At 71.4% G+C, this 25,878-nt stretch carries 25 protein-coding genes and 1 pseudogene; 15 read left to right on the forward strand and 11 right to left on the reverse strand.

The annotated features are described in order from the left end of the window. Nucleotides 1–172: 172 nt before the first annotated feature. Nucleotides 173–838: a 3-oxoacid CoA-transferase subunit B gene (locus tag F1D61_RS13480; protein ID WP_203158454.1), complete on the reverse strand. Its 666-nt coding sequence runs from the start codon at nt 836–838 to the stop codon at nt 173–175. 22 nt (nt 839–860) lie between these two features. Then, nucleotides 861–1,628 (reverse strand): CoA transferase subunit A, encoded by a 768-nt coding sequence (locus F1D61_RS13485; protein WP_203158455.1) that lies wholly within the window; start codon nt 1,626–1,628, stop codon nt 861–863. 305 nt (nt 1,629–1,933) lie between these two features. Between F1D61_RS13485 and F1D61_RS13490 the strand changes: the two genes are divergently transcribed. After that, the gene (locus F1D61_RS13490) at nt 1,934–3,817 is read left to right on the forward strand and encodes an AsmA family protein (RefSeq protein WP_203158456.1); all 1,884 of its coding nucleotides are present in this window, start codon (nt 1,934–1,936) and stop codon (nt 3,815–3,817) included. A gap of 18 nt (nt 3,818–3,835) precedes the next feature. Here F1D61_RS13490 and F1D61_RS13495 read toward each other — a convergent pair whose 3' ends face one another. After that, a complete protein-coding gene (locus F1D61_RS13495; RefSeq protein WP_203158457.1) occupies nt 3,836–4,321 on the reverse strand; it encodes a hypothetical protein in 486 nt (161 codons plus the stop codon). A 334-nt stretch (nt 4,322–4,655) separates the two neighbouring features. Further along, nucleotides 4,656–5,375: an NAD-dependent deacylase gene (locus F1D61_RS13500; protein WP_203158458.1), complete on the reverse strand. Its 720-nt coding sequence runs from the start codon at nt 5,373–5,375 to the stop codon at nt 4,656–4,658. An 849-nt stretch (nt 5,376–6,224) separates the two neighbouring features. Here F1D61_RS13500 and F1D61_RS13505 point away from each other — a divergent pair. Together F1D61_RS13505 and F1D61_RS13510 are read left to right on the forward strand one after the other, a co-directional pair. Next, a complete protein-coding gene (locus F1D61_RS13505; protein ID WP_203158459.1) occupies nt 6,225–6,452 on the forward strand; it encodes a hypothetical protein in 228 nt (75 codons plus the stop codon). Next, nucleotides 6,443–7,135, forward strand: a complete 693-nt coding sequence (locus F1D61_RS13510; RefSeq protein ID WP_246775866.1) for an HAD hydrolase-like protein — start codon at nt 6,443–6,445, stop codon at nt 7,133–7,135. Before F1D61_RS13505 ends, F1D61_RS13510 begins: the two co-directional genes overlap by 10 nt. Nucleotides 7,136–7,190: 55 nt before the next feature. On the opposite strand, the gene F1D61_RS13515 is transcribed toward F1D61_RS13510, so the two are convergent. From F1D61_RS13515 to F1D61_RS13530, 4 genes are all read right to left on the reverse strand, one after another. Further along, entirely contained in the window at nt 7,191–8,171 is a 981-nt protein-coding gene (locus tag F1D61_RS13515) for an IS110 family transposase (protein WP_203153548.1), read from the reverse strand. 414 nt (nt 8,172–8,585) lie between these two features. Beyond that, nucleotides 8,586–9,626 (reverse strand): sensor histidine kinase, encoded by a 1,041-nt coding sequence (locus tag F1D61_RS13520; RefSeq protein ID WP_203158460.1) that lies wholly within the window; start codon nt 9,624–9,626, stop codon nt 8,586–8,588. Then, nucleotides 9,613–11,163, reverse strand: coding sequence for an ATPase domain-containing protein (locus F1D61_RS13525; RefSeq protein WP_203158461.1), 1,551 nt, complete (start codon nt 11,161–11,163; stop codon nt 9,613–9,615). The genes F1D61_RS13520 and F1D61_RS13525 overlap by 14 nt, the downstream gene beginning before the upstream one ends. Before the next feature lie 630 nt (nt 11,164–11,793). Next, complete coding sequence (locus F1D61_RS13530) at nt 11,794–12,243, reverse strand: DMT family transporter (RefSeq protein WP_203158462.1); 450 nt, start codon at nt 12,241–12,243, stop codon at nt 11,794–11,796. Nucleotides 12,244–13,120: 877 nt separating this feature from the next. On the opposite strand from F1D61_RS13530, the gene kdsA reads away from it, so the two are divergent. The 3 genes and pseudogenes from kdsA (at nt 13,121) to F1D61_RS13545 (ending at nt 15,775) form a co-directional block, all read left to right on the forward strand. Further along, nucleotides 13,121–14,002 carry a 3-deoxy-8-phosphooctulonate synthase gene (gene kdsA, locus F1D61_RS13535; RefSeq protein WP_203158463.1) on the forward strand — a complete coding sequence of 294 codons (882 nt, stop codon included), beginning with the start codon at nt 13,121–13,123 and terminating at the stop codon, nt 14,000–14,002. A gap of 43 nt (nt 14,003–14,045) precedes the next feature. Then, nucleotides 14,046–15,232 (forward strand): annotated as a pseudogene (locus F1D61_RS13540) (MFS transporter). A gap of 219 nt (nt 15,233–15,451) precedes the next feature. Further along, nucleotides 15,452–15,775: a hypothetical protein gene (locus tag F1D61_RS13545; RefSeq protein ID WP_203158464.1), complete on the forward strand. Its 324-nt coding sequence runs from the start codon at nt 15,452–15,454 to the stop codon at nt 15,773–15,775. 62 nt (nt 15,776–15,837) lie between these two features. Here the strand turns inward: F1D61_RS13545 and queF are convergent, their stop codons facing one another. Further along, nucleotides 15,838–16,290, reverse strand: coding sequence for a preQ(1) synthase (gene queF, locus F1D61_RS13550; protein WP_203158465.1), 453 nt, complete (start codon nt 16,288–16,290; stop codon nt 15,838–15,840). Between the two features lie 195 nt (nt 16,291–16,485). On the opposite strand from queF, the gene eno reads away from it, so the two are divergent. Then, nucleotides 16,486–17,766 (forward strand): phosphopyruvate hydratase, encoded by a 1,281-nt coding sequence (eno, locus tag F1D61_RS13555; protein WP_203158466.1) that lies wholly within the window; start codon nt 16,486–16,488, stop codon nt 17,764–17,766. Between the two features lie 50 nt (nt 17,767–17,816). On the opposite strand, the gene F1D61_RS13560 is transcribed toward eno, so the two are convergent. After that, complete coding sequence (locus tag F1D61_RS13560) at nt 17,817–18,734, reverse strand: DMT family transporter (protein ID WP_203159059.1); 918 nt, start codon at nt 18,732–18,734, stop codon at nt 17,817–17,819. Between the two features lie 186 nt (nt 18,735–18,920). Here F1D61_RS13560 and F1D61_RS13565 point away from each other — a divergent pair, with 186 nt between their 5' ends. Beyond that, nucleotides 18,921–19,784, forward strand: coding sequence for a helix-turn-helix domain-containing protein (locus F1D61_RS13565; protein ID WP_246775867.1), 864 nt, complete (start codon nt 18,921–18,923; stop codon nt 19,782–19,784). A 22-nt stretch (nt 19,785–19,806) separates the two neighbouring features. Here the strand turns inward: F1D61_RS13565 and F1D61_RS13570 are convergent, their stop codons facing one another. Further along, nucleotides 19,807–20,106 carry an addiction module antidote protein gene (locus tag F1D61_RS13570; protein ID WP_203158467.1) on the reverse strand — a complete coding sequence of 100 codons (300 nt, stop codon included), beginning with the start codon at nt 20,104–20,106 and terminating at the stop codon, nt 19,807–19,809. 334 nt (nt 20,107–20,440) lie between these two features. On the opposite strand from F1D61_RS13570, the gene F1D61_RS13575 reads away from it, so the two are divergent. From F1D61_RS13575 to F1D61_RS13600, 7 genes are all read left to right on the forward strand, one after another. Then, nucleotides 20,441–20,752 (forward strand): FtsB family cell division protein, encoded by a 312-nt coding sequence (locus F1D61_RS13575; protein WP_203158468.1) that lies wholly within the window; start codon nt 20,441–20,443, stop codon nt 20,750–20,752. Nucleotides 20,753–20,870: 118 nt separating this feature from the next. Beyond that, the gene (pdhA, locus tag F1D61_RS13580) at nt 20,871–21,914 is read left to right on the forward strand and encodes a pyruvate dehydrogenase (acetyl-transferring) E1 component subunit alpha (protein ID WP_203158469.1); all 1,044 of its coding nucleotides are present in this window, start codon (nt 20,871–20,873) and stop codon (nt 21,912–21,914) included. Between the two features lie 105 nt (nt 21,915–22,019). Continuing rightward, nucleotides 22,020–23,471 (forward strand): pyruvate dehydrogenase complex E1 component subunit beta, encoded by a 1,452-nt coding sequence (locus tag F1D61_RS13585; RefSeq protein ID WP_203158470.1) that lies wholly within the window; start codon nt 22,020–22,022, stop codon nt 23,469–23,471. Nucleotides 23,472–23,476: 5 nt separating this feature from the next. Then, the gene (locus tag F1D61_RS13590; RefSeq protein WP_064504246.1) at nt 23,477–23,761 is read left to right on the forward strand and encodes a DUF5076 domain-containing protein; all 285 of its coding nucleotides are present in this window, start codon (nt 23,477–23,479) and stop codon (nt 23,759–23,761) included. Nucleotides 23,762–23,769: 8 nt separating this feature from the next. Then, a complete protein-coding gene (locus F1D61_RS34185) occupies nt 23,770–23,973 on the forward strand; it encodes a hypothetical protein (RefSeq protein ID WP_246775868.1) in 204 nt (67 codons plus the stop codon). Continuing rightward, nucleotides 23,970–24,377 carry a Uma2 family endonuclease gene (locus F1D61_RS13595; RefSeq protein ID WP_246775869.1) on the forward strand — a complete coding sequence of 136 codons (408 nt, stop codon included), beginning with the start codon at nt 23,970–23,972 and terminating at the stop codon, nt 24,375–24,377. Before F1D61_RS34185 ends, F1D61_RS13595 begins: the two co-directional genes overlap by 4 nt. A 4-nt stretch (nt 24,378–24,381) precedes the next feature. After that, nucleotides 24,382–25,848 (forward strand): pyruvate dehydrogenase complex dihydrolipoamide acetyltransferase, encoded by a 1,467-nt coding sequence (locus F1D61_RS13600; protein WP_203158471.1) that lies wholly within the window; start codon nt 24,382–24,384, stop codon nt 25,846–25,848. Nucleotides 25,849–25,878 lie beyond the last annotated feature (30 nt).

Consider the following 25,878-nt stretch of genomic DNA (forward strand, 5'->3'; position numbering starts at 1 on the left):
GCCCGGGATCCATAAACGCTGACGATGCAGGATGAAGCGGGACTGGCGCCGCCTCATTCTCAAAGGTCGGCGGTTATGGATCCCGGGTTCTCGACTTCGTCGAGCCCCGGGATGACACAGTGTGGTGCCGACGGTGTTGGTCGTCCTGCCTGCTCGTGCAGGCAGTTCGTCCTCAGCTGTTCTTCAGCGCCACGCGATACTGCCCCTGCGTCTTCGCCCGCACCTCGTCCTCGGTCACCCCGTCGGCGAGTTCCACCAGGCTCATGCCGCCGTCACCCTTCTTGTCGATGGTGAAGACGCCGAGATCGGTGATCACCATGTCGACGACATGGGTGCCGGTGAGGGGCAGGTCGCAGGCCTCGAGCAGCTTCGGGGATTCCGAGCCGTCCTTGGCCTTGGCGACGTGCTCCATCACCACGACGACCTTCTTGACGCCGGCGACGAGGTCCATCGCGCCGCCCATCCCCTTCACCATCTTGCCGGGGATCATCCAGTTGGCCAGATCGCCGTTCTGGGCCACCTGCATCGCGCCGAGGATCGACAGGTCGATGTGCCCGCCGCGGATCATGCCGAAGGAATCCGACGACGAGAAGTAGCTCGTGGTCGGCAGCTCCGTAATGGTCTGCTTGCCGGCGTTGATGAGGTCGGGATCCTCCTCGCCCTCGTACGGGAACGGGCCCATGCCCAGCATCCCGTTCTCGGACTGGAGCTGCACCGACATGCCGTCGGGGATGTAGTTCGACACCAGCGTCGGGATGCCGATGCCGAGATTGACGTAGAAGCCGTCCTGAAGCTCGCGGGCGGCGCGGGCCGCCATCTGGTCGCGGGTCCAAGCCATGGTGGTCTCCTCTCTCGCTCGTTCAGATGGCGCCGCCGCCCGTCGGGGCGGGCGCGGGCTCGGCGTTGGGGGCGGCCCCAGTGCTTGATTCTTGCCGCTTGCGGGTGGTGCGCTGCTCGATGCGCTTCTCCGCGTTGGGGACGTGGATCATCCGCTTCACGAACACGCCGGGCGTGATGATGTGGTCGGGGTCGATCTCGCCCGGCTTCACCAGGTGCTCGACCTGGGCGATGGTCATGCGCGAGGCGGTGGCCATCATCGGGTTGAAGTTGCGGGCGGTCTTCCGGTAGACGAGGTTGCCCTCGTGGTCGCCCTTCCAGGCATGGACCAGCGAGACGTCGGCGAACAGGCCGCGCTCCATCACGTAGGTCTCGCCGTCGAACTCCCGGGTCTCCTTGCCCTCGGCGATCAGGGTGCCGACGCCGGTCTTGGTGAAGAAGGCCGGGACGCCGGCGCCGCCGGCGCGGATGCGCTCGGCCAGCGTGCCCTGGGGATTGAACTCGATCTCGAGCTCGCCGGCGAGGTACTGCTTGGCGAAGGTCTTGTTCTCGCCGACATAGGACGAGATCATCTTCTTGATCTGGCGCGTCTCGAGCAGCACGCCGAGGCCGACGCCGTCGATGCCGGCATTGTTCGAGATGACCGTGAGGTCCTTGGCGCCGCTCTCCCGCACCGCGTCGATGAGGACGTCGGGAATGCCGCACAGGCCGAAGCCGCCGGCCATGATCGTCATGCCGTCCCGCAGGACGCCCGCCAGGGCGGCGGTGGCGTCGGGGTATACCTTCTTCATCCCTCGTTTCCCCAATCCATTCTGGTGCCGCCGGGGCTCGGATGCCCTCGTTCCCGCACGGATGCGGCGCCTCGCCGCCCTGTTTAGCATCGTTGCGCTGCCGCACCACCGGGCGGTGGGAGGAAAATGTCCCGCCGCGCGAGCGGTGCACGCCACGCGGCAAACCGTGCCGGGGAGACAAGCCGCGCGCGAGGGACTATAGGGGGGAGGGAAGGCGTATGCCGCCGGCAGGCTCGCGAAGAAGCCGCCGGAACGGTGGCCCGGGGGGCGCACGAGTTCTCGTCCAGTCCGGCAGCCGGAGAGCGATGTCGCGCCGAACCACCCTGGCCCTCAGCGCCGCCGCCGTCACGGCGCTCGCGGTCGCGGCCGCCTCCCTGTCCTGGACGATCGCGGCCCCGCGGGCGGCCGCCTTCGCGGAACGGGACCTGGCGCGGCGCTACGGCCTCGGCCTCGCGGTCGCCGGCCCCGCCACCCTGACGCTGCTGCCCGCCCCGCGCCTGACCTTCGCCGGGGTGCGGCTCAGCCGCGGCGGCCACGACCTCGTCGCGAGCGACGGGCTCCAGGTCCAGCTCGGCCTCGCCGGCCTCCTCGCCGGACGGGCCGAGATCACCGGCCTCGTCCTCGAACGGGCCCGGATCGCCCTGCCGTCGGGCGCCGGCGACTGGGCCGAGCCGGCGGCGCGGCTCGCCGGACGGGTCGCCGCCGGGAAGGGCCGGCACCTGCGCCGCCTCGTCCTCGTCGACGCGACCGTGACCGGGCGCGATCCCCGCACCGGCACCCCCGAGACGGTGACCGGCCTCAACCTGGTGGCGAACTGGCCGCGCCCGACCGCCGGCCTCGAACTCTCCGCCGCCTTCACCTGGCGCGGCGTCGCGGCGACCCTGGCCCTGTCGGGCCTGCGCCCGCGCGAGCTCGCGGCCGGCGTCGAGACCCCGGTCGTCGTCGCCCTCACCTGGAACGGCGCGCGCGCGGGCGCCGATCCGCTCGCCGCGACCGATTCGATCGCCGCCGATTCACGGGTCGCCGAGGGCAGCGCCGAGATCGAGGGCAGCCTGGTCTGGGCCGGGGAGACGGCCAAGGAAACAGCCAGGGAAACGGCAAAGGAAACGTCCGCCGGCGCGGGCCCGCGCCTGTCCGGCCAGGGCCGCTTCGTCACCGCCGCCCTGCCCGGCACCCTGGCCTGGCTCGGAATCGCGCCCGGCCCCGCCGTGCTCGCCGGCCCGGTGAGCCTCGACGGGCGCTTCCTCGCCCGCCCCGGCGCCGTCGAATGGCCCGAGATCCGGGTGCGGGTCGGCGACAACCGGCTCGAGGGCGCGGGCGCCGCCGTCCTGGCGGGGGGGCGGCTCGGCCTCACCGGCACCCTGGCGGCGGAGCGGATCGACCTCTCGGGCCTGATCCCCGAGGCGATGCCCGAGGGCGCCTGGAGTCGGGCGCCGCTGGCCCTCGACGGGTTCACCGGCGGCGACCTCGACCTGCGCCTCTCCGCGGCCTCCGCCCGCCTCGGCCCGCTGGAGGCCCAGGACGTCGCCGCCGGCCTGCTGGTGCGCGACGGCACCGTGGAGGCGACGCTGGGACGGGCCACGGTGCAGGGCGGCACGGTCAAGGGGCGGGCGGCGCTGGCCGCCCTGCCGTCCGGCCTCGACGCCCGCCTCCAGGGCAGCGCCGACCGGGTCGATCTCGGCGGCCTCTTCGCCGATCTCGGCTGGCCGCGCTGGATCCTCGGCCGGGCGCAAGCCTCGGTCGCCCTCGACGGGGCCGGATCGAGCCCCGCCGACCTCGTCCGGCGCCTCGCGGGCCGGGCCGTCGCCACGGTCGAGGGCGGGGAGATCCTCGGGGTGAACCTCGCCGACCTCGCCCAGCGCCCCGATTCCGCCGCCACCGCCCTGCGCCGGGGCGGCCGGACCCATTTCGAGCGCGCCCGGGTCAGCCTGACGGTGAGCGACGGCATCGCCGAGATCGGCCAGGGCCAGCTCCGCGGCGCGTCCCTCGCCGCGAGCCTCGGCGGCCGGATCTTCCTGTCCGAGCGGCGGCTCGGCGCCGAGGCCCGGATCGAGCCCGGGCCCGACGGGCGGGCGGGCGGGAGCTTCGCCGTCGAGGGGCCGTGGCTGCGCCCGAGCCTGCGGCCGCTCGCCGCCCGCACGGTTCTGCCCACCGCCCTGCCGGCGGCCGCCAGCGCCTACGCGCCCTGAGCGCCGGCGCGACCGGCTCTATTGCCGGTAGGCGACGGCCCTGAACGTCCATGGCCAGCGCGTCCGCGGTACCTTGCAGGAGGCCTGGACCGCGTTGTCGCATGCTCCGGCCGGCGGCTCGACGGTGAGTGCGAAGACGATGCGCCGGTCGCCCCTGCGATATCCCTCCACGGTCGAGCCCGGCCCGTCGGCCGCGAAATCCGGGATCGCTTCCCAGCCCTCCACGTGCTTCTGCAGGCGCTTGAGGGCATCGTCGAAGCGGTGCGTCAGCCCCGTGGCCTGGCCGGAGAACGTGCAGGCCGTCCCGGCGGGCGTATCGTCGATCACCGTGGCCGGCGCCCCGAGACCGGCCTTGAGCGGGAAGCGGAGGGCGGCGGCGAAGTCCTTGTGCAGGGCGCCGCAGACATCCGCCGGCAGGGGCTCGGCCACCGGACCGGCCGGTGCCGCCCGCGCCGCCCCGAGGCCGACGGCCGACAGGAACAGCGCCAGAGCGAGTCGAGACATCCTTCAAGTCCTAGATCGGTGGATTGCTGAGCCGTCTCCCATCATCGTCGCGGATGCGGAGAGGCATGCGCGATCCCGCATGAGTGTCGATGCGATGTGACTATGACGAGACCTTCCGGGCCGATATGGCTCGGCGGCAACAAGCACGAGAGCCGTCGTGATTTGAGACGCCCCGCAAGATGATTGGAACGCTCTGTCCTGTTTGCCCAGGCGCATCTCGCGCCTGCGTCGAAAGCCTGACGACGATCGTCGGGAATGGCGAAGGGCAGGATTTGCGAAGGGGCTGGAGACGACCGGTGGCCGGTCGTCCATTCGGACAGGGCACGGTACCGGTTCACGGCGTCGATCCGCCGGTCTCGCGCAGGAGGCCGTCGACGAAGGCCGGCACCGCCCGCGTGGCCGGGCCGTAGGTGGCGGCATCGAACAGGCCGGCGGTGTCGGAGGGGGCGAGGTTGATCTCGTGGGTCGGGATCCCGGCGCCCCTCACCCGCGCCACGAACCCCGCCGCCGGATAGACCGCCCCGGAGGTGCCGATGGCGACGAACAGGTCGGCCTCGTCGAGGGCGTCCGCGATGGCGTCGAGATGGAGCGGCACCTCGCCGAACCAGACCACGTCCGGGCGCATCCCGCCCCGCCGCCCGCAGGACGGGCAGGCGGTCTCGACCGACAGGTCCTCGGGCCAGGGGCGGCCCTCGCCGCAGGCGGTGCAGCGCACCCGCATCAGCTCGCCGTGCATGTGGGTGACCGCCCGGGCGCCGGCGCGCTCGTGCAGGTCGTCGACGTTCTGGGTGCAGAGGAAGAGGTGGCCGCCGCGGGCGGCGAGGCCCGCCTCCAGGCGCACGAGCGCCGCGTGGGCGGCGTTGGGCGCGGCCTCCCGCACGCCCCGGCGCCGCAGGTTGTAGAAGGCGTGGACCTCGTCCGGCTCGGCGGCGAAGGCCTCGGGCGTGGCGAGCCGCATCGGGTCGAAGCGCCGCCACAGCCCACCCGGATCCCGGAAGGTGCCGAGCCCGCTCTCGGCCGAGATGCCGGCTCCGGTGAGGACGAAGAGGTTCACCGGCGGTCCTCCCGTGGGGTGCGCGATTCGGCCGACGACTGGGACACGATTGTGTCAAAGCTCGCGCCCGCCAGAACAATGCCGGCGTGAGTGCATCGCGATGCCGTCACTGTGACCTCCGTTGAGACTTTATCAATTCTTGGCATGGACAATCCCTGTCACCCATCCTAAGTGAGGATCGTGCCCGCGTGCATGGCCGCGGGCGACTGATTCCGAACAGATCGCTTCAGGACATTCAATGACGCGCCACCGCGCGAGACCGTCATTCACGGTCGAGATCAAGCGCAGCCGCACCTCCCCCCTGCCCGACGGCGAGCGGCCCCAGAGCGAGCGCCCCGCCGGAAAGCCCTCGACGGGCTTCTCGAACCCGGCGGAGGCCCTCTTCAAGCCGCAAGGCGCCGCCAAGCCCCCTGCCGCGGTCAAGCCTGCCGCCGCCAAGCCGCTGGGCGCCCCCAAGCCGGCGGCGAGCGCGCCCGGCCCGAGCGAGCCCGAGACCCGGCCCTCCTCCCCAGCCGCAACCTCTGGGCCGGCACCGGCCTCTTCGAGGAGGCCGCCGCGGCCACCCAGTCCGGCCGCTTCGACCCGCCGGAGCCGCCGATCTTCGGCAAGGCCCCCGCCGAGACGCAAGCCGACAAGAATCTTGCCGACAAGATCTTCGCCACCAAGGATTCGGCCTCGTCGAAGACTGCCGCTTCACCCAAGCGCGTCCTGCCGAGCCTGATCGCCCCGCCGGAGCCCGAGCCCGAGCCGGAGGTCGCGCCCGAGCCCGAGCCGAAGCTCCCCCGCGTCCGCCGCTACCGCACCGCGGAGCCGGCGCCCCGCCGTACTGCCGGCCCGCGCCCGGCCTTCGTGTGGCCCGAGGACTGGCCCGACGAGGCCCCGATCCAGACGCCCGCGCCGATCACCGTCCCGGCCGCCGCCCGGCGCCCGGAGAGGATCGAACTGCCGAAGACCGAGGCGGCGCCGCAAGGCCCCGAGGACGGCGAGACCCGCCCGCGGGTGAAGCGCCGCACCGGCGACGAGGACCTGCGCATCGGCCAGCGCTGGAAGCGCCGGCTGCCCCGCGTGTGCTGGTAACGGACCGGACCGGCCCTCCTCCCTCGAGGGCGGACCGGACCGGTCCGCCCTACCGGCTCGTCATCCTCGATTTCGACGGCACCCTCGCCGACACCTTCCCGTGGTTCTCCCGGGTGCTCCCCGGCGTCGCCGACCGCTACGGCTTCCGCCGGCCGGCCGCGCACGAGGTCGAGACCCTGCGGACCCTGGAGGCGCGGGCGGTGCTGCGGCATCTGGGCGTGCCGGCCTGGAAGCTGCCGCTGATCGCCCGCCACATGCGCCGCCTCGCCGCCCGCGACGCCGGCGACCTGTCGCTCTTCCCCGGCATGCCCGGCCTGCTCGCGGATTTGCGGGCCGGCGGCGTCGCCCTGGTCCTCGTCAGCTCGAACCGCGAGGACGTGGTGCGCCGGGTGCTCGGACCGGAGAGCGCCGGCCTGATCGACCGTTACGCCTGCGGCGCGGCGCTGTTCGGCAAGGCGCGGCGGTTCCGGGCCATTCTGCGGGCCAGCGGCGTCTCCCCCACCGACGTCTTGTGCCTCGGCGACGAATTGCGCGACCACGCCGCCGCGACGCAGGCGGGCCTCGCCTTCGGGGCGGTGACCTGGGGCTATACGCGGGCGGAAGCGCTCGCCAGCGCGGGGCCGGCCCATCTGTTCGCGACGCCCGAGGCGGTGGCGGCGGCGCTCCTGCCTGGCGCGGGGTGACGGCCGGAACGGTTGGATCGGACGGACCGAACTCGAACCCTCCGTCGTCATCAACTCAGTTGGCTTCGGTTGCGAGCGCGATTTTTTGCTCCTCGGCGTAGGCATCGCGCAGGCGTGCGTTGGCGATGACGAGGAGGCGTCGCATGATGGCGACGATCGCCACGATGGGCTTTTTGCCCGCTGCGATGAGGCGCTGGTAGGTGTCTTTGAGCACGGGGTTGAAGCGGGTAGCGGTCAGGGCGGGGAGGAACAGAGCCTGCTTGATCTCGGGCCGTCCGCCCTTTGTGCGTCGGTAGCGCTCGGTGGTCCCGCTCTGGTTGGGATGCGGGGCGAGTCCGGCCAGGGACGTCGCCTGGCGCCGGTCGATACGGCCGAGCTCGGGCATCAGGGCGAGCAGGATGATGGCAGAGGTGTCGCCGATGCCCTTGATCGAGGTCAGCGCCTTCTTGGCCCGGCTGAGCGCGGCGGCCTTGCGCAGGGTCTCGGCCATCGCCTCCTCGATCGCCTCGATCTGCTCGGACAGGGCGGTGATGAGGGTTTCCAGATAAGCCTGGACGGGTCCAGATCCCGGCGCGGCCAGACGATTGCGGTTGGCGGTGCGCTGAGCCACGAAGTCGGCGCGGGTGAGCACCAGGCTCTGGAGGTTTTCCTGATCGGGATCAGGGGCTTGCCAGCGGGCCAGGGAGGTGTGGCGCTCCCGGCCGTAAGCCGCCAGGGCCTTGGCGTCGAGGGCGTCGGTCTTGGCGAGGGTGCCGTAGGAGTGGATGAACGCCTTGACCTTGCGGGCGTCGGCGCGGTGGGCGGGGCATCCGACGGCGAGGAGAGCGGCCAGCAGAGCATCCTCGTAGCCGCCGGTGGCTTCGCAGATGACGAGGCAGGTCGCATCGAGGTCCGCTTTGGCGGCGAAGGCGGCGAGGTCCTTGGGCTTGTTGGGGATGGTGTGACGAGCGTTGCCGCGGCTGTCGTGGAGGACGATCTCGGCTTTGCCGACATCGGCTCCGATGAAGCGGGTGGGTGAGGTGGCGGGTTGGGTCATCCGGGTCTATCCTGAGGCCGCTTGGGATTGTCTGCGGGCGTCGAGGAGAGGCCCAGGCAACTCATCAAGCGTGGCGAGGAATGCGGACCGGCGAGCCAGATGACGACGGGCGCGAGCCCCATCCCGGGACGCTCGACCGATCCGCGCCCGGTCCGGATGGCCATCCGGACCGGGCATCCCGCCGAGGCGGAACGGGATCACTCTACAACCGAACCAACAGACAATCCCGGGGCTGCGTAGCAGAACCCGGGATCCATGACCGCCAACGAGTCCTGAAAAGGCTGGCAGCGTCCCGCGTCGTCCTGCATCGTCAACGGTTATGGATCCCGGGTTCCGCTTTCGCGGCCCCGGGATGATGGGGAGAGGTGTCGGCGGATGCGCCGGATCGACTGGAACAGTCGATCGAGCCGTCTTTCAATAATGCGGTACCGTCCGGTGTTCGACCAGCGGCGCCTCCATGCGGAAATGCAAGCCGGTCGGCTTGAAGTCGAAGCGGATGTCGGCGCCGCACTGCATGGTGAGCACCCGTTGCAGCAGGGTCGAGCCGAAGCCCTTGCGGGTCGGTTCGGCGGTACGCGGGCCGCCGCGCTCGGTCCAGTCGAGGCGCAGGCGCCGGCCGGCCTCGGCCTGGTCGACGGCCCAGGTCACGGTGATGCGCCCCTCGGGCACCGAGAGCGCGCCGTGCTTGGCGGCGTTGGTGGTCAGTTCGTGGATCGCCATGCCGGTCGGCACCGCGAGGTCGGCGGTGAGTTCGACGAGCGGGCCTTTCAGCGTGATGCGCTTGCCGGCCTCGTCGTTGTAGGGGCCGAGCTCGTTCTCCAGCATCTCCTGGAGCGAGGCCATCTGCCAGTAATCCTCCGTCAGGAGGTTGTGGGTCTTGGCGAGCGAGATCACCCGGGCCGAGAAGCCCTGGTAGAACTCGTCGACGCTGGTGGCGCCCCGCGCCGAGGCGCCGAGCAGCGCCTGCACGGTGGCGAGCGTGTTCTTCACCCGGTGGTGCAGCTCGCGGATCAGCAGGGCCTGGCGCTCGGCGGTCTGCTGGCGCTCGTGCAGGAAGGCCGCCGCCTCGCGCTGGCGCCGCCGCGCCCGCACGGCGAAGCGCGCCGCGGTGACCAGGGTGGCGGGGTGGAACGGCCGCTCCAGCAGGGTGACGTTGCCCAGCGACTCCATCAGCCGGGCATCCGGCGGCGTGCCGCGCAAGGTGAGCAGCACGAAGGGATAATCCGACCACGGCTCCTGCCCGGCGAGGTAGGCGGCGAGCCCGTGCCGGTCGGAGGCGCGCAGGGCCTCCTCGGTGAGGACGGCGCAGCTGCCCTCGTCGAGCCGGGCGACCAGCTCCGGCAGGTCGGGGCAGACCTCCGCCCGCAGGCCGGCCTCGTCCAGGATGCTGGCCGCCACCGCGGCGTCGCGCCCGGCGGGGGCGAGGATCAGGACCGGGGGATCACTCTCTCTCATCGCTGTCCCGGCCCGGCCGATCCCCAGGGGAAGTCTCGCTCTCGGCCAGCAGGCGGCCCAGCGCGCCGTGGTAGCTCGGCACGCCCGTCAGGATGCCCCGGAACCCTGCCAGCGGCTCGCCGACCCGCAAACCGTCGCCGTCGATCCGAAGTTCCCGGATGGTGTCCTCGTGCGGCCCCACCCTCTTCTTGACCACCGACACCGCCCGGCGCAAGCGCCCATCCGCCTCGAAGAAGCGAAACAGCATCACGGTGTCGCTGAGGTAGGTGAGATCGACCGTCGTCGACATCTGTCCGACGAGCCCGTGCTGGGCGAGCACGAGCAGCGTCGTCACGCCCTGCTGGTTCAGGTAGGTCAGCAGTTCGTGCATCTGCAGCATCAGGTACTGCTCGCCCGGCATCGCGTTCTGGTAGCCGGTGAGCGAGTCGATCACGACGACGCGCACGTCCTCGCGCTCGACGGCCTCGCGCACCATCGCGGCGAGCTCGCCCGGCGAGACCTCCGCCGGGTCGATCTGCTCGACCCGCAGCGACCCGTCCGCCATCGCCCCGGTCACGTCCATCCCAAGGCCGGCGGCCCGGCGCACCAGGATCCCGGTCGGCTCGTCGAAGCTCAGGATCAGCCCGCGTTCCCCCCGCGCCAGGGCCGCCGTCAGGTAGGCGAGCGCGGTCGAGGACTTGCCGACGCCCGAGGGCCCGAGCAGCATCGTGCTGGTGCCCCGGTCGAGGCCGCCGCCGAGCAGCGCGTCGAGGCCGGCATTGTCGCTGCCGAGACGGTCGATGTCGTAGGCGTGGTGATGCTCGGCCGCGATCAGGCGCGGGAACACCACGAGGCCGCCGCGGCGGATGACGTAGTCGTGGTAGCCGCCGCGGAAATGCGTGCCCCGCATCTTGATCACCCGCAGGCGCCGGCGCTCGCCGCCATAGAGCGGGGCGAGCTGCTCGAGCTGGATCACCGCGTGGCAGAGGCTGTGCAGGTTGAGGTCGTCCTGCTCGGCGGTGAGGTCGTCGAGGAGGAGCGCGGTGGTGTCGTGGATCAGCAGGTAGCTGCGGAGCGCCAGCACCTGCCGGCGGTAGCGCAGCGAGCCCTGCGAGAGCAGGCGGATCTCCGACAGGCTGTCGAACACCACCCGCTGCGGCTTGACCCGGTCGATCTCCGCGATGGCGAGCCGCACGGTCTCGCCGAGTTCGAGATCGGAGGAATGGACAAGGCTCTGCTGCTGGCGCGGATCGAGGCTCAGTTCGGGCGGCACCAGCTCGAAGATCTCGATTCCGTCGAGCGACCAGCCGTGGCGCGCGGCGACCGAGATCAGCTCGCGGCGGCTCTCCGACAGGGTGATGTAGAGGCAGCGCTCGCCGAGCCGCGCCCCGTCGCGGAGGAATTGCAGCGCCAGCGTGGTCTTGCCGGAGCCCGGCCGCCCCTCGACCAGGTGGGCGCGGTTGGCCGCGTATCCCCCCTCCAGGATGCTGTCGAAGCCCGGCACGCCGGTCGGGACCGGGGCGGCGTCGTCGGTGGGGGTCGTCACGGGATCGGTCATGGAGGGCGGGCTGGTCTTTTCGGGTTCGGTGCCGGCATCGCGGCACGAGGGGCGGGGATCGTCCGGCTTGTGACAAACAAATGCGGCGAGGACAAAGGGTTCAATCGTCCCGTGCGGCCGGCGCCCCGGAAACGCGCGCGCCTCGCGCCCGGCGTGACCCTGCCTCCACGGCGGGGGAAAACCGCGCCCTGCCCCTTGACGCGGCGGGGGTTCGCACGCATGTGGCCCTCGTCCGTGGGCGGCCGACGACTCGGCCGTGCGCGGCATCACCGGAATCCTTCATCCCCCATGCCCAGCGACAGTAGTCGACGGACCGCGCCGCCTCGGTACCGCCTCGCGTGACACGCGCCTGATCGCTGATCGGGCTCGCCCGCGACCGGCGCCGATGCGGCCGGTCGAACGAGGTGAGCCATGACCCTGATGACGACGGGCGCCCGCTCCGGCGCCGCCGCCACCCGCGACCGCAGCGTCGTGGTGGTCCTTCTTCTCATGCTGGCCCTGGTCTTCGGACCGGCCATCGGCCTCCACGTGGCCGTCAACCTGCTCGGCCCGGGGCTGCGCCGGACGGCCTCGTCTCGGCCGTCTCCGCCGAGGCGCCCCGGGGCGGCCGGGGCTGACGCGAGGGGGCCTTCAGGCCGGCCCCCGCCCGCGCAGGATCAGGACCGCGCCGCCGACCAGCAAGGCCGCCCCGATCCAGGTCTCCGGCCCGAGGCCGCCCTTGCGGCCGGTGAGCCCCATCGCATCGCCGGCGATCCCCGCCGTGAGCTGGCCCGCCACCACCAGAGCCACCGTGACGGTCGCGCCCTGCTGCCGGTAGCCGTAGAGGCTCGCGGCCACGACCAGGGTGCCGAGGAGCCCCGGCACCAGGAACCAGGGCTCCGCCCGCTCGGCCAGCCGCAGCGGAAAGGCCGGACCGCTGCGCCAGACCTCGACCAGCCCGAGCAGCGACAGCCCGACGAGAGAGTTGCACAGCAGCGCCCCGGTCAGCCCGGTGCCCCGCGCCACGATCGCGCCCATCAGGGCATTCTGCACCACCAGGGCCGCCCCGGCGACGAGGCAGAGGAGAGCCGCGCCGGTCATCGGGCGGCTCCCGGGGGTGGGAGGATGGGTCGGGACGGCATGGCATGGCTCCTGTCTGGGTCCGATTGTCTCCTATGATGGACGATTGTCAAATTCATGAAACGAGGGCGTGCCATGGCCGGGGCCGCTTTCGGGGTGACTTTTCGCGTGACCGGAAACCCGCGACGTCTGGTCCGGACCGGTTTCGGTAGGCCTCGCGCCCGGCCGGCAATGGACCGTGCTCGTCGGTGCGCACTTCGCCGTCGTAAACCGTGACGCGGATCGACGGCTTCCAGAAGACGCGTTCCCGTAGGCGCAGGGCTGTCCGGGAGGCTTTCGCGGCGAGAGGAGCGCGGTGCGTTCCCCGGGGCGAGGGTGAGCCCCTTCGGAGTTCAGGCCCTCTCCCCGCTCGCGGCAGGGCTGTCCGGGGAAAAAAGCGCGGGTTTCCCCTCTCCCCGCGGGCGGGGAGAGGCCTGAGCTCCGAAGGGGCTCAGGAAGCCCGCAGGGCGAGGGTGAGGGGGGTGTCAACGGATGTGGCTCCTTCGGAAACACCCCCTCACCCTCGCTGCGGCTTTCGCCTCCGCTCCTTTCGTCCCCGACAAGGGGGACGAAAGCCTCTCCCCGCCCGCGGGGAGAGGGAATTTCCTGCGCCTCGTCTTTCCCCGGACAGCCCTGCGCTCGCGGGGAGAGGGGGATCCCTGCGCCATTCGTTTCCCCCGAGAGCCCCGCCCCAGGCGTGGGGATGGGCCGGAACGATCACGCTGAGATGAGCCGGCATGATCGAAGACCCGGTGCCGCATCCCTCGCGTTCGGCAAAGCACCCACCCGCGAGGCGCAGGCACGACTCCACCCCACCACCTTCCCGCGCCCGCCGAAACCCGCTACGCCTCAACCCATCATGCCGACCCAATCCTCCGCGCCCGCCGCCTCGCCCGTCACCGTCGCCGCCGGCTCCGTCCGGTTCGGCAACCACCTGCCGCTGAGCCTGATCGCCGGGCCCTGCGCCCTGGAGAGCCGGAGCCACGCCCTCGAGGTCGCGGGCGCCCTCAAGGAGATGGCGGCGCGGCTCGGGATCGGCCTCGTCTTCAAGTCGTCGTTCGACAAGGCCAACCGCACCTCGGCCGGGTCGAGCCGCGGCCTCGGTCTCGACCAGGCGCTGCCGATCTTCGCGGAGATCCGGGAGACCCTGGGGTTGCCGGTCGTCACCGACGTGCACGAGCCCGGCCACTGCGCCGAGGCCGCGCAGGCCGTCGACATCCTGCAGATTCCGGCCTTCCTGTGCCGGCAGACCGACCTGCTGCTGGCGGCCGCCGCCACCGGGCGGGTGGTCAACGTCAAGAAGGGGCAGTTCCTCGCCCCCTGGGACATGGCCCATGTCGCGGCCAAGATCACCGGGGCCGGCAATCCCAACGTGCTGCTCACCGAGCGCGGCGCCTCCTTCGGCTACAACACGCTGGTCTCGGACATGCGCGCCCTGCCGATCATGGCGGGGGTGAGCGGCGGCCTGCCGGTGGTGTTCGACGCCACCCACTCGGTGCAGCAGCCCGGCGGCCAGGGCGCCACCTCCGGCGGCCAGCGGGAATTCGTGCCGGTGCTGGCCCGGGCCGCGGTGGCGGTGGGGGTCGCGGGCGTGTTCATCGAGACCCATCCCGATCCCGACCGGGCGCCCTCCGACGGGCCCAACATGGTGCCCCTGCGCCAGATGCCGGCTTTGCTCGCCGAGCTCCAGGCCTTCGACCGGTTGGCCAAAGCGCGGGGATCGGAAGGGGTCGGCGGCTGACGAGGCGGCGGCGGTGCAGGCCGCAGAGACGCCTCAGGCCAAGATGCCTCGGGCCGTGGCTTCGCAGCCCGATTCGCCCTCGCGCCTGATCGCGGTCCTGGCCGCCGGGGGCTTCGCCAGCACCTTCGCCGGCCGCGTCGTCGAGCCGCTGGTCGGCGTGCTGGCCCGCGACCTCGCGAGCCCGCCCGCCACCGTGGCGCTCCTCTCCACCGCCTTCGCCCTGCCCTACGCGCTGATCCAGCCGGTGCTCGGGCCGGTCGGCGACGCGCTCGGCAAGGAGCGGGTGGTGGTGGCCTGCCTGTTCGTGCTCACCCTGGCGCTCGGGGCCTGCATCGTCGCCGGTGACATCGGCACCCTGTTCGGCCTGCGGATGCTCGCCGGGGCGGCGGCGGGCGGGTGATCCCGCTCTCGCTCGCCATGATGGGCGACCGCATCCCGATCGCGCAGCGCCAGGTGGCGATCGGCCGCTTCCTCGTCGCGGTGATCCTCGGCCAGCTCTCCGGCTCGACCATCGCCGGGCTGATCGAGGGCGCGATCGGCTGGCGCGGGGTGTTCGGCCTCGCCGCCGGGGTCGGGGCCCTGGGTCTTCTCGGCGTCGCCCTCGGCTTCGCCCGGCGCCTGCGCGCCCCCGGCGGCCGGTTCGCCCTCGCCCCGGCCTTGTCGCGCTACCGCGCCATCCTGCGCAATCCCCGCGCCCGGGTGCTGTTCGGCGCCGTCTTCGTCGAGGCGATCGCGGTGTTCGGCATCTTCCCGCACCTCGCCCACCTGATCGAGGCCCGCGGCGAGGGCGGCCCGAAGGAGGCCGGCCTGGTGCTCGCGGGCTTTGCCGCCGGGGGGCTGGCCTACTCGCTCACCGTCGGGCTGCTGCTGCGCTTCCTCGGCCAGACCCGGATGCTGATGGCGGGCGGCGCGGTCTCGGGCGGAGCGCTCCTCGTCGTCGGCCTCGCCGGCTCCTGGCAGGCGGATGCGGCGGCGCTCGTGGCGCTCGGCCTCGGCTTCTACATGCTGCACAACACCTTCCAGGTGCAGGTGACCGAGGTGGCGCCGGAGGCCCGGGCCTCGGCGGTGGCGCTCCACGCCTTCTCGTTCTTCTGCGGCCAGGCGCTCGGCGTCGCCGTGATGGGGGTCGGCCTCGACGCCCTCGGCCAGTTGCCGGCGCTGAGCCTCTGCGCCGTCGCGATCCTGGTCCTCGGGCTCGCCACCGCCCGGCGCCTCGCCCGCGCCGGCTGACGATCCGGCCACGATCGAAGTTCAGGCTGAGTTCAGGCGGCGCCCGGCAGGATCAGCGACAGTCACGTCCCCTGGTGCGACAGCCGGATCCCGGTCCAGCGCAGCGCAGGCGGGCGGCCCCGGACGCAGACGATTGCGGGAACGCTTGATTGCGGGAACCTTTGCCGGTCACGCTCGTTATCGGGGTCATATGGCTTGAACGAAAGCAGGAGATCAACGATGCGCAAGCTGGCGATCATTCCGGCCCTCGCCGTCGCCCTCGGCGCCATGTCCACCGTCGCGCCCTCGCCGGCGCAGGCCCAGGGCTGGCGCGGCCACGGCTACGGCCACCACCACGGCTACGGCTATGGCCGCGGCTATGCCGGCCGGCCCTACGCCTATGGCGGCCGCCGCCGCGGCATCTCGCCGGGCGCCGCGGTCGGCCTCGGCATCGCCGGCGCCGCCGTGGGGGCGATCGGCGCGGCGGCTGCGGCCGACGCGGCCCGCCGCAACGGCTACGGCTATTACGGCGCCCCGGCCCCGGCCTACGGGTACGGCTACTGAGGCCTGACGCGACCGTGAGCTGAAAGAGGGCGGCCGGGGTGACCCGGCCGCCCTTCTCGTTGTCAGCCGCGGGCGCGGTAGGGCGGCACGCCCTGGTCGGGCAGCCAGACCGAGGCCGGCGGGGTGCCGGTCTGCCAGAACACGTCGATCGGGATGCCGCCGCGCGGGTACCAGTAGCCGCCGATGCGCAGGTAGCGCGGCTCCAGGAGCGCAGTCAGACGGCGGCCGATGCCGACGGTGCAATCCTCGTGGAAGGCGCCATGATCGCGGAAGCTGTGCAGGTACAGCTTCAGCGACTTCGACTCGACCAGCCACTGGTCCGGCACGTAGTCGATCACCAGGATGGCGAAGTCGGGCTGGCCGGTCACCGGGCAGAGCGAGGTGAATTCCGGCGCGGTGAAGCGGGCGCAGTAATCGGTATCCGGGTGCGGGTTCGGCACGCGGTCGAGCTGGGCCTCTTCCGGCGAGCGCGGCTGGGCGCTGAGCTGCCCGAGCTGGCGGGCGTGGTGTGACATATCTTGGGTCATGGCTGCCCTATAGACCCGCGCGGGCCGGCGCGAAACCGCGCGCGGATCACCCCGGGCTTCGCTCCCGCCTGCATGCCCCGTGGGCATCATGCCGTCGTCCCCACCCATGGGCGGCTTGCCGCAGGCGGCATCTTGGCCGATAAGCCGCGCGAACGCCGTAAAGCCTGCCCGAGAGATCCTCTCATGACCGCGATCACCAACATCGCCGCCCGCCAGATCCTCGACAGCCGGGGCAACCCCACCGTCGAGGTCGACGTCCTCCTGGAGGACGGCTCCTTCGGCCGCGCCGCCGTCCCCTCCGGCGCCTCGACCGGCGCCCACGAGGCGGTGGAGCTGCGCGACGGCGACAAGTCCCGCTACGGCGGCAAGGGCGTGCTCAAGGCCCTCGAGGCGGTCAACGGCGAGATCCTGGACGCCATCGGCGGCATGGATGCCGAGGAGCAGGCCGCGATCGACGAGGCGATGATCGAGCTCGACGGCACGCCGAACAAGGCGCGGCTGGGCGCCAACGCGATCCTGGGCGTCTCGCTCGCCGTCGCCAAGGCCGCCGCCGAGGCCTCCGGCCTGCCGCTCTACCGCTATGTCGGCGGCACCCAGGCCCGGATCCTGCCGGTGCCGATGATGAACATCATCAACGGTGGCGCGCATGCCGACAACCCGATCGACTTCCAGGAATTCATGATCATGCCGGTGGGCGCCGACTCGCTCGCCGAGGCGGTGCGCTGGGGCGCCGAGGTGTTCCACACCCTCAAGGGCGCCCTGAAGAAGGCCGGCCACAACACCAATGTCGGCGACGAGGGCGGCTTCGCCCCCAACCTGCCCTCGGCGGAAGCCGCCCTCGACTTCGTGATGGACTCGATCCGCGCCGCCGGCTTCGAGCCGGGCCGCGACATCGTGCTGGCGCTGGACTGCGCCGCCACCGAGTTCTTCAAGAACGGCGCGTACGTCTACGAGGGCGAGGGCCAGACCCGCGATCCGGAGGCCCAGGCCACCTACCTGGCGAAGCTCGTCGATTCCTACCCGATCCTGTCGATCGAGGACGGCATGTCCGAGGACGACTGGGCCGGCTGGAAGGCGCTCACCGACAAGGTCGGCGACCGCTGCCAGCTCGTCGGCGACGACCTGTTCGTGACCAACGTCACCCGCCTGTCGGAGGGCATCGCCAAGGGCACGGCGAACTCGATCCTCGTCAAGGTCAACCAGATCGGCTCGCTCACCGAGACGCTCGCCGCCGTCGACATGGCCCACCGCGCCGGCTACACCGCGGTGATGTCGCACCGCTCCGGCGAGACCGAGGACGCGACCATCGCCGACCTCGCCGTTGCGACCAATTGCGGGCAGATCAAGACCGGTTCGCTCGCCCGCTCGGACAGACTGGCCAAGTACAACCAGCTCATCCGCATCGAGGAAGGCCTGGGCACCCAGGCTCGCTACCTCGGCCGCGGCGCGCTGAAGATCGGCTGATCTGTTTCAAGGGGAGGGGCGTCGAAGGCCCCTCCCCGCTCATGACAGGATCATGCCTTGCAGGCCGCCTCCGGGCGGCCTTTTCGTTGCGCGCGCACGGCCTGCAGGGGGGCGAACACCACGGCGTTGCCGGCGAGCACCAGGGCGAAACCCAGGCCCGCGAGCGGCGTCACCCGGTAGCCTTCCGCGAAGACCGAGATCGTGAGCGCCACGACCGGAAACAGCACGGTCATGTAGGCGGCCTTCTCGGGGCCGATCCGGTGCACCACCGTCAGGTAGGCGGTGAAGCCGATCACCGAGCCCGGGATGGCGAGGTAGAGGAGCGCCCCGACGTAAGCGGGCGACGGATCGAAGCCGAACGGCACCCCGCGCAAGGCCGCGATCGTCGCCACGAGCGCGGCGCCATACAGCATCCCGTAGGCGTTCACCGTGGCGACGGGCAGCCCGTGGCGCTGGTTGCGGGCCGAGACGAGGTTGCCGGCCGAGAAGAACCAGGTGCCGAGCAGCGCCAGGCCCAGCCCGATCGCGGTGTCCCGGTCGAGGGCGGTGCTCACCAGCGTGTCCCGGAACAGGCAGGCGATGCCGACAAGCCCGATCACCGCCCCGGCGAGCACCCGCGGCGCCGGGCGGCGGCGGTGGAAGAGATAGGCGTTGGCGACGTTGAACACGGTGGCGGCGGAGAACACCACCGAGACGATTCCGCTCGGGACCGAGCGCGTGGCGAGGTAGAAGCAGGCGAAGTTGCACGAGAACAGGCAGAGCGCCTGCAACAGCATGAAGGGCTGGTGGCGCCACGGGATGGGTTTGAGCCGCCCGGCGAGGGCCAGGGCACAGACCAGCACCGCGCCGGCGAGCGCGAAGCGATAGGCGATCGAGGCCTCGAAGGCGACGGCGCCGAGCTGGTGCTTGATGGCGATCCAGGTCGTGCCCCAGACGAGCACGGTCAGGGCGTAGAGGAAGGCGGTCACGGCGTAGCGGGTTCCGGTGGGCTGGGATGTGCCGGCATAGGCCGGGTTCACGCCCGCCGGCTTCCCGTTTCCGGTGGCGGCGTTGCCGATTCTTGCGGTCTTTCCGCCCGTCATGGGGCCTGCCCCGTTGCCGGACACCGCAGCCCGCCCCTACGGTTTTTTCGCGATGTCTTCCTGGCCCACAAAGTGACCGAGCCGAATCCCGACGTCCACGATGCCCTGTCCCGCACCGGCGCGGCGCTCCTGCGCACGGCCGAGATCGGGCGCGGGCTGTCGCTGGCCGAGTGGCAGAACCGCGACAACCGCGCCCGCTACGACCGGCCGGACCATCACACCCTGAGCCTCTACCTCGAAGGCGGCGAGGGCGTGGTGCGGGAGGACGGCGCCCTGTCGGGCGGCGGGCCGGACAAGCTCTGCCTGCTGCCGGCCGGCCACGAGAGCCGCTGGCTGATCGGCGGTCGCTTGCGGATGCTGCACCTCTACGTCGCGCCCGAGACCCTGGCCTACCAGGCGGTGAGCGCGCTGGACGTCGATCCCCGCACTGTCTCCTTGCGCGAATTGACCTTCGCCGAGGATCCCGCCACCGCGATGCTGATGCGCGGCGCGGTCCTGCCCCTCGACTGGGCGGCGGGCGCCGACCGGATGGCGCTCGGCAGCGCCTGCCACCTCCTGCTCCACGCCCTGCTGCGGCGCCATGCCGGAGGCGACGCGCGGGCGGTGACGGGCGGCCTGGCGCCCGCGATCCGCCGCCGCATCGCGGAACTGATCGAGGCGCGTCTCGCCGAAGCCCTGAGCCTCGAGGTGCTGGCCGACGAGGCGGGTCTCAGCACCTTCCACTTCGCCAAGATGTTCAAGGCGAGCTTCGGCGTGCCGCCGCACCGCTACGTGACCGAGCGGCGGATCGCCCGGGCCAAGGATTTGCTGGCGGAGGGCCGGACGAGCCTCGCCGGGATCGCACTCGCCTGCGGCTTCGCCTCGCAGAGCCACTTCACCCGCCGCTTCGCCCAGGCGACCGGCCTCACGCCGGCGGCGTGGCGGGGGGCTGCGTGAGCCTCTACGGTGATGTCCCGCGTTACGCCGCCGGCTTGTCGGCCCGCTTGACGCTGAGCTGGAGGCCCAGCGCCTGCAACACCGCCCGCACGGTCTCGAAGCTCGGATTGCCGGTCTGCGAGAGCGCTTTGTACAGGCTCTCTCGGCTCAGGCCCGCCTCGCGGGCGATCTGGCTCATCCCGCGGGCCCGGGCAACGATCCCGATGGCGTCGCGGATCAGCGCCGGGTCGCCGTCCTCGAGGACGGCCTCGATGTACAGGGCGACGTCCTCGTCGGTTCTCAGATGCTCCGCCGTATCGTGCGGAAGGGTCTCCAGCGGCATCGTCACACCTCCTTCGACGATATTCGATTCGTTGGAAGAAGAGGCGCAGGTCTCCCCTCTCCCGTTTGGGAGAGGGGCCGGGGGTGAGGGTGGCTCGGCTTCCGAAACGACCCTGAGCCGTCGAGCTGCGCAGCTTGACGCTCCGTGCTTCATCCTGAACCCGAGCCACCCTGCGCGATCTTCGATCGCCCCTACCCCTCTCCCACTCGGGAGAGGGGATCCCGCGCATCATTCTTTTCCCGAACGTGTTCGGGGACAAACCTGCCTCACAAGAGACCTGTCGACCGAAAGCCCTTTACGCCTTCCTTAACCCTCCCGCCCCATGCTCTCCCGCATGGTAGTCCGTCGTCGCGCCCGTGCCGTCCTGTTGCCGCTCGGCCTCTACGCCGTGTCGATCCTCGTGGTCGGCTACTTTCTGCACGAGGCCGAGAATGGAAATCGCGGCCTCGAAGCCAAGCGGGCCTTGAAGATCCAGGCCTACAACCTCCAGCAGGAGCTCGACGCCACCAAGGCCGACCGGGCCGAGTGGGAGCGGCGCGTCGCCCTGCTGCGCAGCGACCAGATCGACCGCGACCTCCTGGAGGAGCGGGCCCGGGTCGTGCTCGGCCGCGTCCACCCCAACGACGTGGTCATCATCAACCCGTGAGGCGCAAAGCCTGCGGAGAGACCGCGCTGGGAAGCGGCTTTCCGTCCCGAACCGCTCGATTTGCGCGGCCACCTGCCCTAGAAACGCTCCCAACAGGGTAGCAGCCGGGAGGGTGCCGATGGATGCCGCGAAAGAGGCCCGCCGCGGGAGCGACAAGACCCGCGAGAAGGCGGCCCCGCCGCCCACGGCCTCGAACGTGCCGGCCTTCAGCCGGGACGAGGACCTGCACGCCTATCGCGAGATGCTGCTGATCCGCCGCTTCGAGGAGAAGGCCGGCCAGCTCTACGGCATGGGCCTGATCGGCGGCTTCTGCCACCTCTATATCGGCCAGGAAGCCGTGGTGATCGGGGTCCAGATGGCCTCGAAGGACGGCGACCAGGTCATCACCGGCTACCGCGACCACGGCCACATGCTGGCCTGCGGCATGGAGCCGAAGGGCGTGATGGCCGAGCTGACCGGCCGCAAGGGAGGCTACTCCCGCGGCAAGGGCGGCTCGATGCACATGTTCTCCCGCGAGAAGAACTTTTATGGCGGCCACGGCATCGTCGGCGCGCAGGTCTCGCTCGGCACCGGCATCGGCTTTGCCAACAAGTACCGCGGCGACGGGGCGGTGAGCCTCACCTACATGGGCGACGGCGCGGCCAACCAGGGCCAGGTCTACGAGAGCTTCAACATGGCGCAGCTGTGGAAGCTGCCCGTGGTCTACGTGATCGAGAACAACCGCTACGCCATGGGCACCTCGGTCTCGCGGGCCTCGGCCCAGACCGATTTTTCCAAGCGCGGCGTCTCCTTCGGCATCCCGGGCGAGCAGGTCGACGGCATGGACGTGCGCGCCGTGCGCGAGGCGGCGACCCGGGCCATCGCGCATGCCCGCGACGGGGAAGGCCCCTACATCCTCGAGATGCAGACCTACCGCTACCGCGGCCACTCGATGTCCGATCCGGCCAAGTACCGGACCAAGGACGAGGTCGCCCGGATGCGCGAGGAATCCGACCCGATCGAGCAGGTCCGCAAGCGCCTGCTCGGAGCCCACAAGGTGGCGGAGGACGAGATCAAGGCGGTCGACGCCAAGGTGCGGGAGATCGTGAACGAGTCGGCGGATTTCGCCACCAGCGATCCCGAGCCGGATCCGTCCGAGCTCTGGACCGACATCCTGCTCTGACCGCGCCGCTCCGACGCCCCCGGCCGCCCGCCCCTGCGCGGACGGCTTCGTCCCTGGCCGGCGCCCGACCCGGCGCGCCCCTCTCCCGGATCGACAGAGTCCCCCATGCCGACCGACATCCTGATGCCCGCCCTCTCGCCGACGATGGAGCAGGGCAAGCTCGCGAAGTGGCTCAAGAAGGAGGGTGACCCGGTCAAGGCCGGCGACATCCTGGCCGAGATCGAGACCGACAAGGCGACCATGGAGGTCGAGGCGGTCGACGAGGGCGTGCTCGCCAAGATCCTGGTCGCCGACGGGACCGACAACGTCGCGGTCAACACCCCGATCGCGGTGCTCGCCGAGGAGGGCGAGGACCCCAAGGGTGTCCAGGCGGGCGGTTCGAAGCCGAACGGCAAGGGCGGGCAGGAGGGCCAGAAGGCGCCTGCCCCCGACATGCACGCCGAGGGCCAGGCCGAGCGCCCCGCCCCGGCCGCCAAGACCGAGGACGACAAGCCGGTCGAGACACCGGCTTCGCCGGCCGTCATCACCAATCGCGGCCAGGATCCGGCGATGGCCGAGATCCCGGAGGGCACCGAGATGGTGACCCAGACCGTCCGCGAGGCCCTGCGCGACGCGATGGCCGAGGAGATGCGCCGCGACGACAAGGTCTTCGTGATGGGCGAGGAGGTCGCCGAGTACCAGGGCGCCTACAAGATCACGCAAGGGCTGTTGCAGGAATTCGGCGCGAAGCGCGTCGTCGACACTCCGATTACCGAGCATGGCTTCGCCGGCGTCGGCGTCGGCGCGGCGTTCACGGGCCTGCGGCCGATCGTCGAGTTCATGACCTTCAACTTCGCCATGCAGGCGATCGACCAGATCATCAACTCGGCGGCCAAGACCCTGTACATGTCCGGCGGCCAGCTCGGCTGCCCGATCGTGTTCCGCGGTCCCAACGGCGCGGCGGCCCGGGTCGGCGCCCAGCACAGCCACGACTACGCCGCCTGGTACTCCAACGTGCCGGGCCTGAAGGTCGTGATGCCCTACACCGCCTCCGACGCGAAGGGCCTCCTGAAGAGCGCGATCCGCGACCCGAACCCGGTGGTCTTCCTCGAGAACGAGATCCTGTACGGCCAGTCGTTCCCGGTGCCGAAGCTCGACGACTTCACGGTGCCGATCGGCAAGGCGAAGGTGCATCGGGAGGGCAAGGACGTGACGATCGTCTCGTTCGGCATCGGCATGACCTATGCGCTGAAGGCCGCGCACGAACTCGCGGAAGCCGGAATCGAGGCCGAGGTGATCGACCTGCGCACCATCCGGCCGATGGATTCGGAGACCGTGGTCGCCTCGGTGAAGAAGACCGGCCGCTGCATCACCGTGGAGGAAGGCTTCCCGCAATCCGGCGTCGGCGCCGAGATCGCCGCGCGCCTGATGGTCGATGCCTTCGACTATCTCGACGCCCCGGTCCTGCGCATCACCGGCAAGGACGTGCCGATGCCCTACGCGGCGAATCTCGAAAAGCTCGCCCTGCCGAACGTCGCCGAGGTGATCGAGGCGGCCAAGGCCGTCTGCTACCGGTGAGCGACATGACCGACGACGCGCCCCGCTTCGAGGCCCTCGACATCCCGCCCGACGCCCTTGAGCAGGGCGGGATCGAGGTGTTGCGCGCCGCCGTGGTCGACGGGGCGGTGAGCATCGCGCTGCGCCGCTCCTTCGACGACCCGGCGACCTGGGGGCGCCTGTTCATCGACCTCGCCCGCCAGGCGGCCGTGGTCTATGCCCGCGAGACCGAGATGTCCGAGGAGGAGGCCTTCGCGCGCATCCGCGCCGGGATGGAGGCCGAGAGCCTCGATCCCGAGAGCTTCAACTGAGGCTCCCCATGGCCGAGGCCGCGCCGCGTTGGGCCACCTATGCCGACCTCGAGGCGGTGCCGGACCACCTCGTGGCCGAGATCGTCGATGGGGTGCTGGAGACCCATCCGCGGCCGCGGCCGCTGCACAGCATCGCGTCGGCGCGGCTGTCGGGTGAACTGGATCGCCCGTTCTCCCGGGGCGCGGTGGCCCCGGCGGCTGGATCTTCATGATCGAGCCCGAGCTTCACCTCGGGCCTCATGTGGTCGTGCCCGATCTGGCTGGCTGGCACCTCGAACGCTTGCCGGCCATTCCGAAGACCGCCTTCATCGAGACTCCGCCCGACTGGGTCTGCGAGATCCTGTCCCCGTCCACCACTCGGCTCGACCGCGGGCCGAAGCGGCGGATCTATGCCGAGTTCGGCGTCGGTCACCTCTGGCTGCTCGATCCCGCCAACGGTGTCCTCGAAGGCTTTGCGCTCGTGGGTGACCATTGGTTGCTCCTCGGCACCGTGGCGCGGGGTGGGGACGTCGTGCTGCCGCCCTTCGATGCCGCCCCGTTTCCGCTCGACGATCTCTTCCCCATTGAGGCTTCGCCTCCTGACGATCCGGCCGCCCCTCCTCACGCCGAGACCTGAATCCATGCCGATCAACGTCCTGATGCCCGCCCTCTCGCCGACCATGGAGAAGGGCAACCTCGCCAAGTGGCTCAAGAAGGAGGGCGACACCGTCAAGTCGGGCGACATCCTGGCCGAGATCGAGACCGACAAGGCGACCATGGAGGTCGAGGCGGTCGACGAGGGCGTGCTCGCCAAGATCGTGGTGCCGGAGGGCACCGCCGACGTGCCGGTCAACGACCTGATCGCCCTCATCGCCGAGGAGGGCGAGGACCCCAAAAGCGTGACGGCCGGGGGCAACGGGCAGGACAAGGCGGCGAAGGCCGAGACGCCGCCGGCCGGCAACACGGAGGGCGGCAAGGCCGAGGGCGGAAAGCCCCGGGCGCCCGCCGGCAACGAGACGCCCGGCGGCGGCACGATGTCGTACGAGCGGGTCGACACCGCGCCGGAGGGCGCGCGACCGGCAGCGGCCGGCAAGCAGGAGGGCGGGCGCCTGTTCGCCTCACCGCTCGCCCGCCGCATCGCCAAGCAGGAGGGCCTCGACCTCGGTGCGGTGACGGGTTCGGGCCCGCACGGCCGGATCATCGAGCGCGACGTGCGCGCCGCCATCGAGGCCGGGACGGCCAAGGAAACGGGCCAAGGGACGGCCGGTGGGACGGCCAAGCCCGCCCCGCAAGCCGCCGCCCAGGAGGCCCCCGCCGCCAAGCCCGAGCCCGCACCAGCCCCGAAGCCCGCCGCCCCGCCCTCCGGCATGACCGCCAAGCAGGTGATGGGGATGTTCGAGCCGGGCTCCTTCGAGGAAGTCCCCCTCGACGGCATGCGCAAGACCATCGCCAAGCGCCTGGTCGAGTCGAAGCAGACCGTCCCGCATTTCTACCTCTCCCTCGACGTCGAGCTCGACGCGCTCCTGGCCTTGCGCGAGCAGGTCAATGCCGGGGCCTCCAAGGACAAGGACGGCAAGCCGGCCTTCAAGCTCTCGGTCAACGACTTCGTCATCAAGGCGCTCGCGCTGGCGCTCCAGCGGGTGCCGGCGGCCAATGCCGTCTGGGCCGAGGACCGCATCCTGCGCTTCCGCCACTCCGATGTCGGCGTCGCAGTGGCGATCGACGGCGGGCTGTTCACCCCGGTGATCCGCCGCGCCGAGCAGAAGACCCTCTCGACCATCTCGGCCGAGATGAAGGATCTCGCCGCTCGCGCCCGCACCAAGAAGCTCAAGCCCGAGGAGTACCAGGGCGGCACCACCGCGGTGTCGAATCTCGGTATGTTCGGCATCAAGTCGTTCGGCGCGGTCATCAACCCGCCCCACGGCACCATCCTGGCGGTCGGCGCCGGCGAGGCCCGGGTGGTGGCGAAGAACGGCGCCCCCGCGGTGGTCCAGGCGATGACGGTGACGCTCTCCTGCGACCACCAGGTGGTCGACGGGGCGCTCGGCGCCGAATTGCTCGCGGCCTTCAAGGGGTTGATCGAGAACCCGATGGGTATGTTGGTGTAGCACTTTCCCCTCCCCCTTGTGGGGAGGGGG

It is taken from the genome of Methylobacterium aquaticum (genome assembly GCF_016804325.1).
GTDB classification, from domain to species: Bacteria; Pseudomonadota; Alphaproteobacteria; order Rhizobiales; family Beijerinckiaceae; genus Methylobacterium; species Methylobacterium aquaticum_C.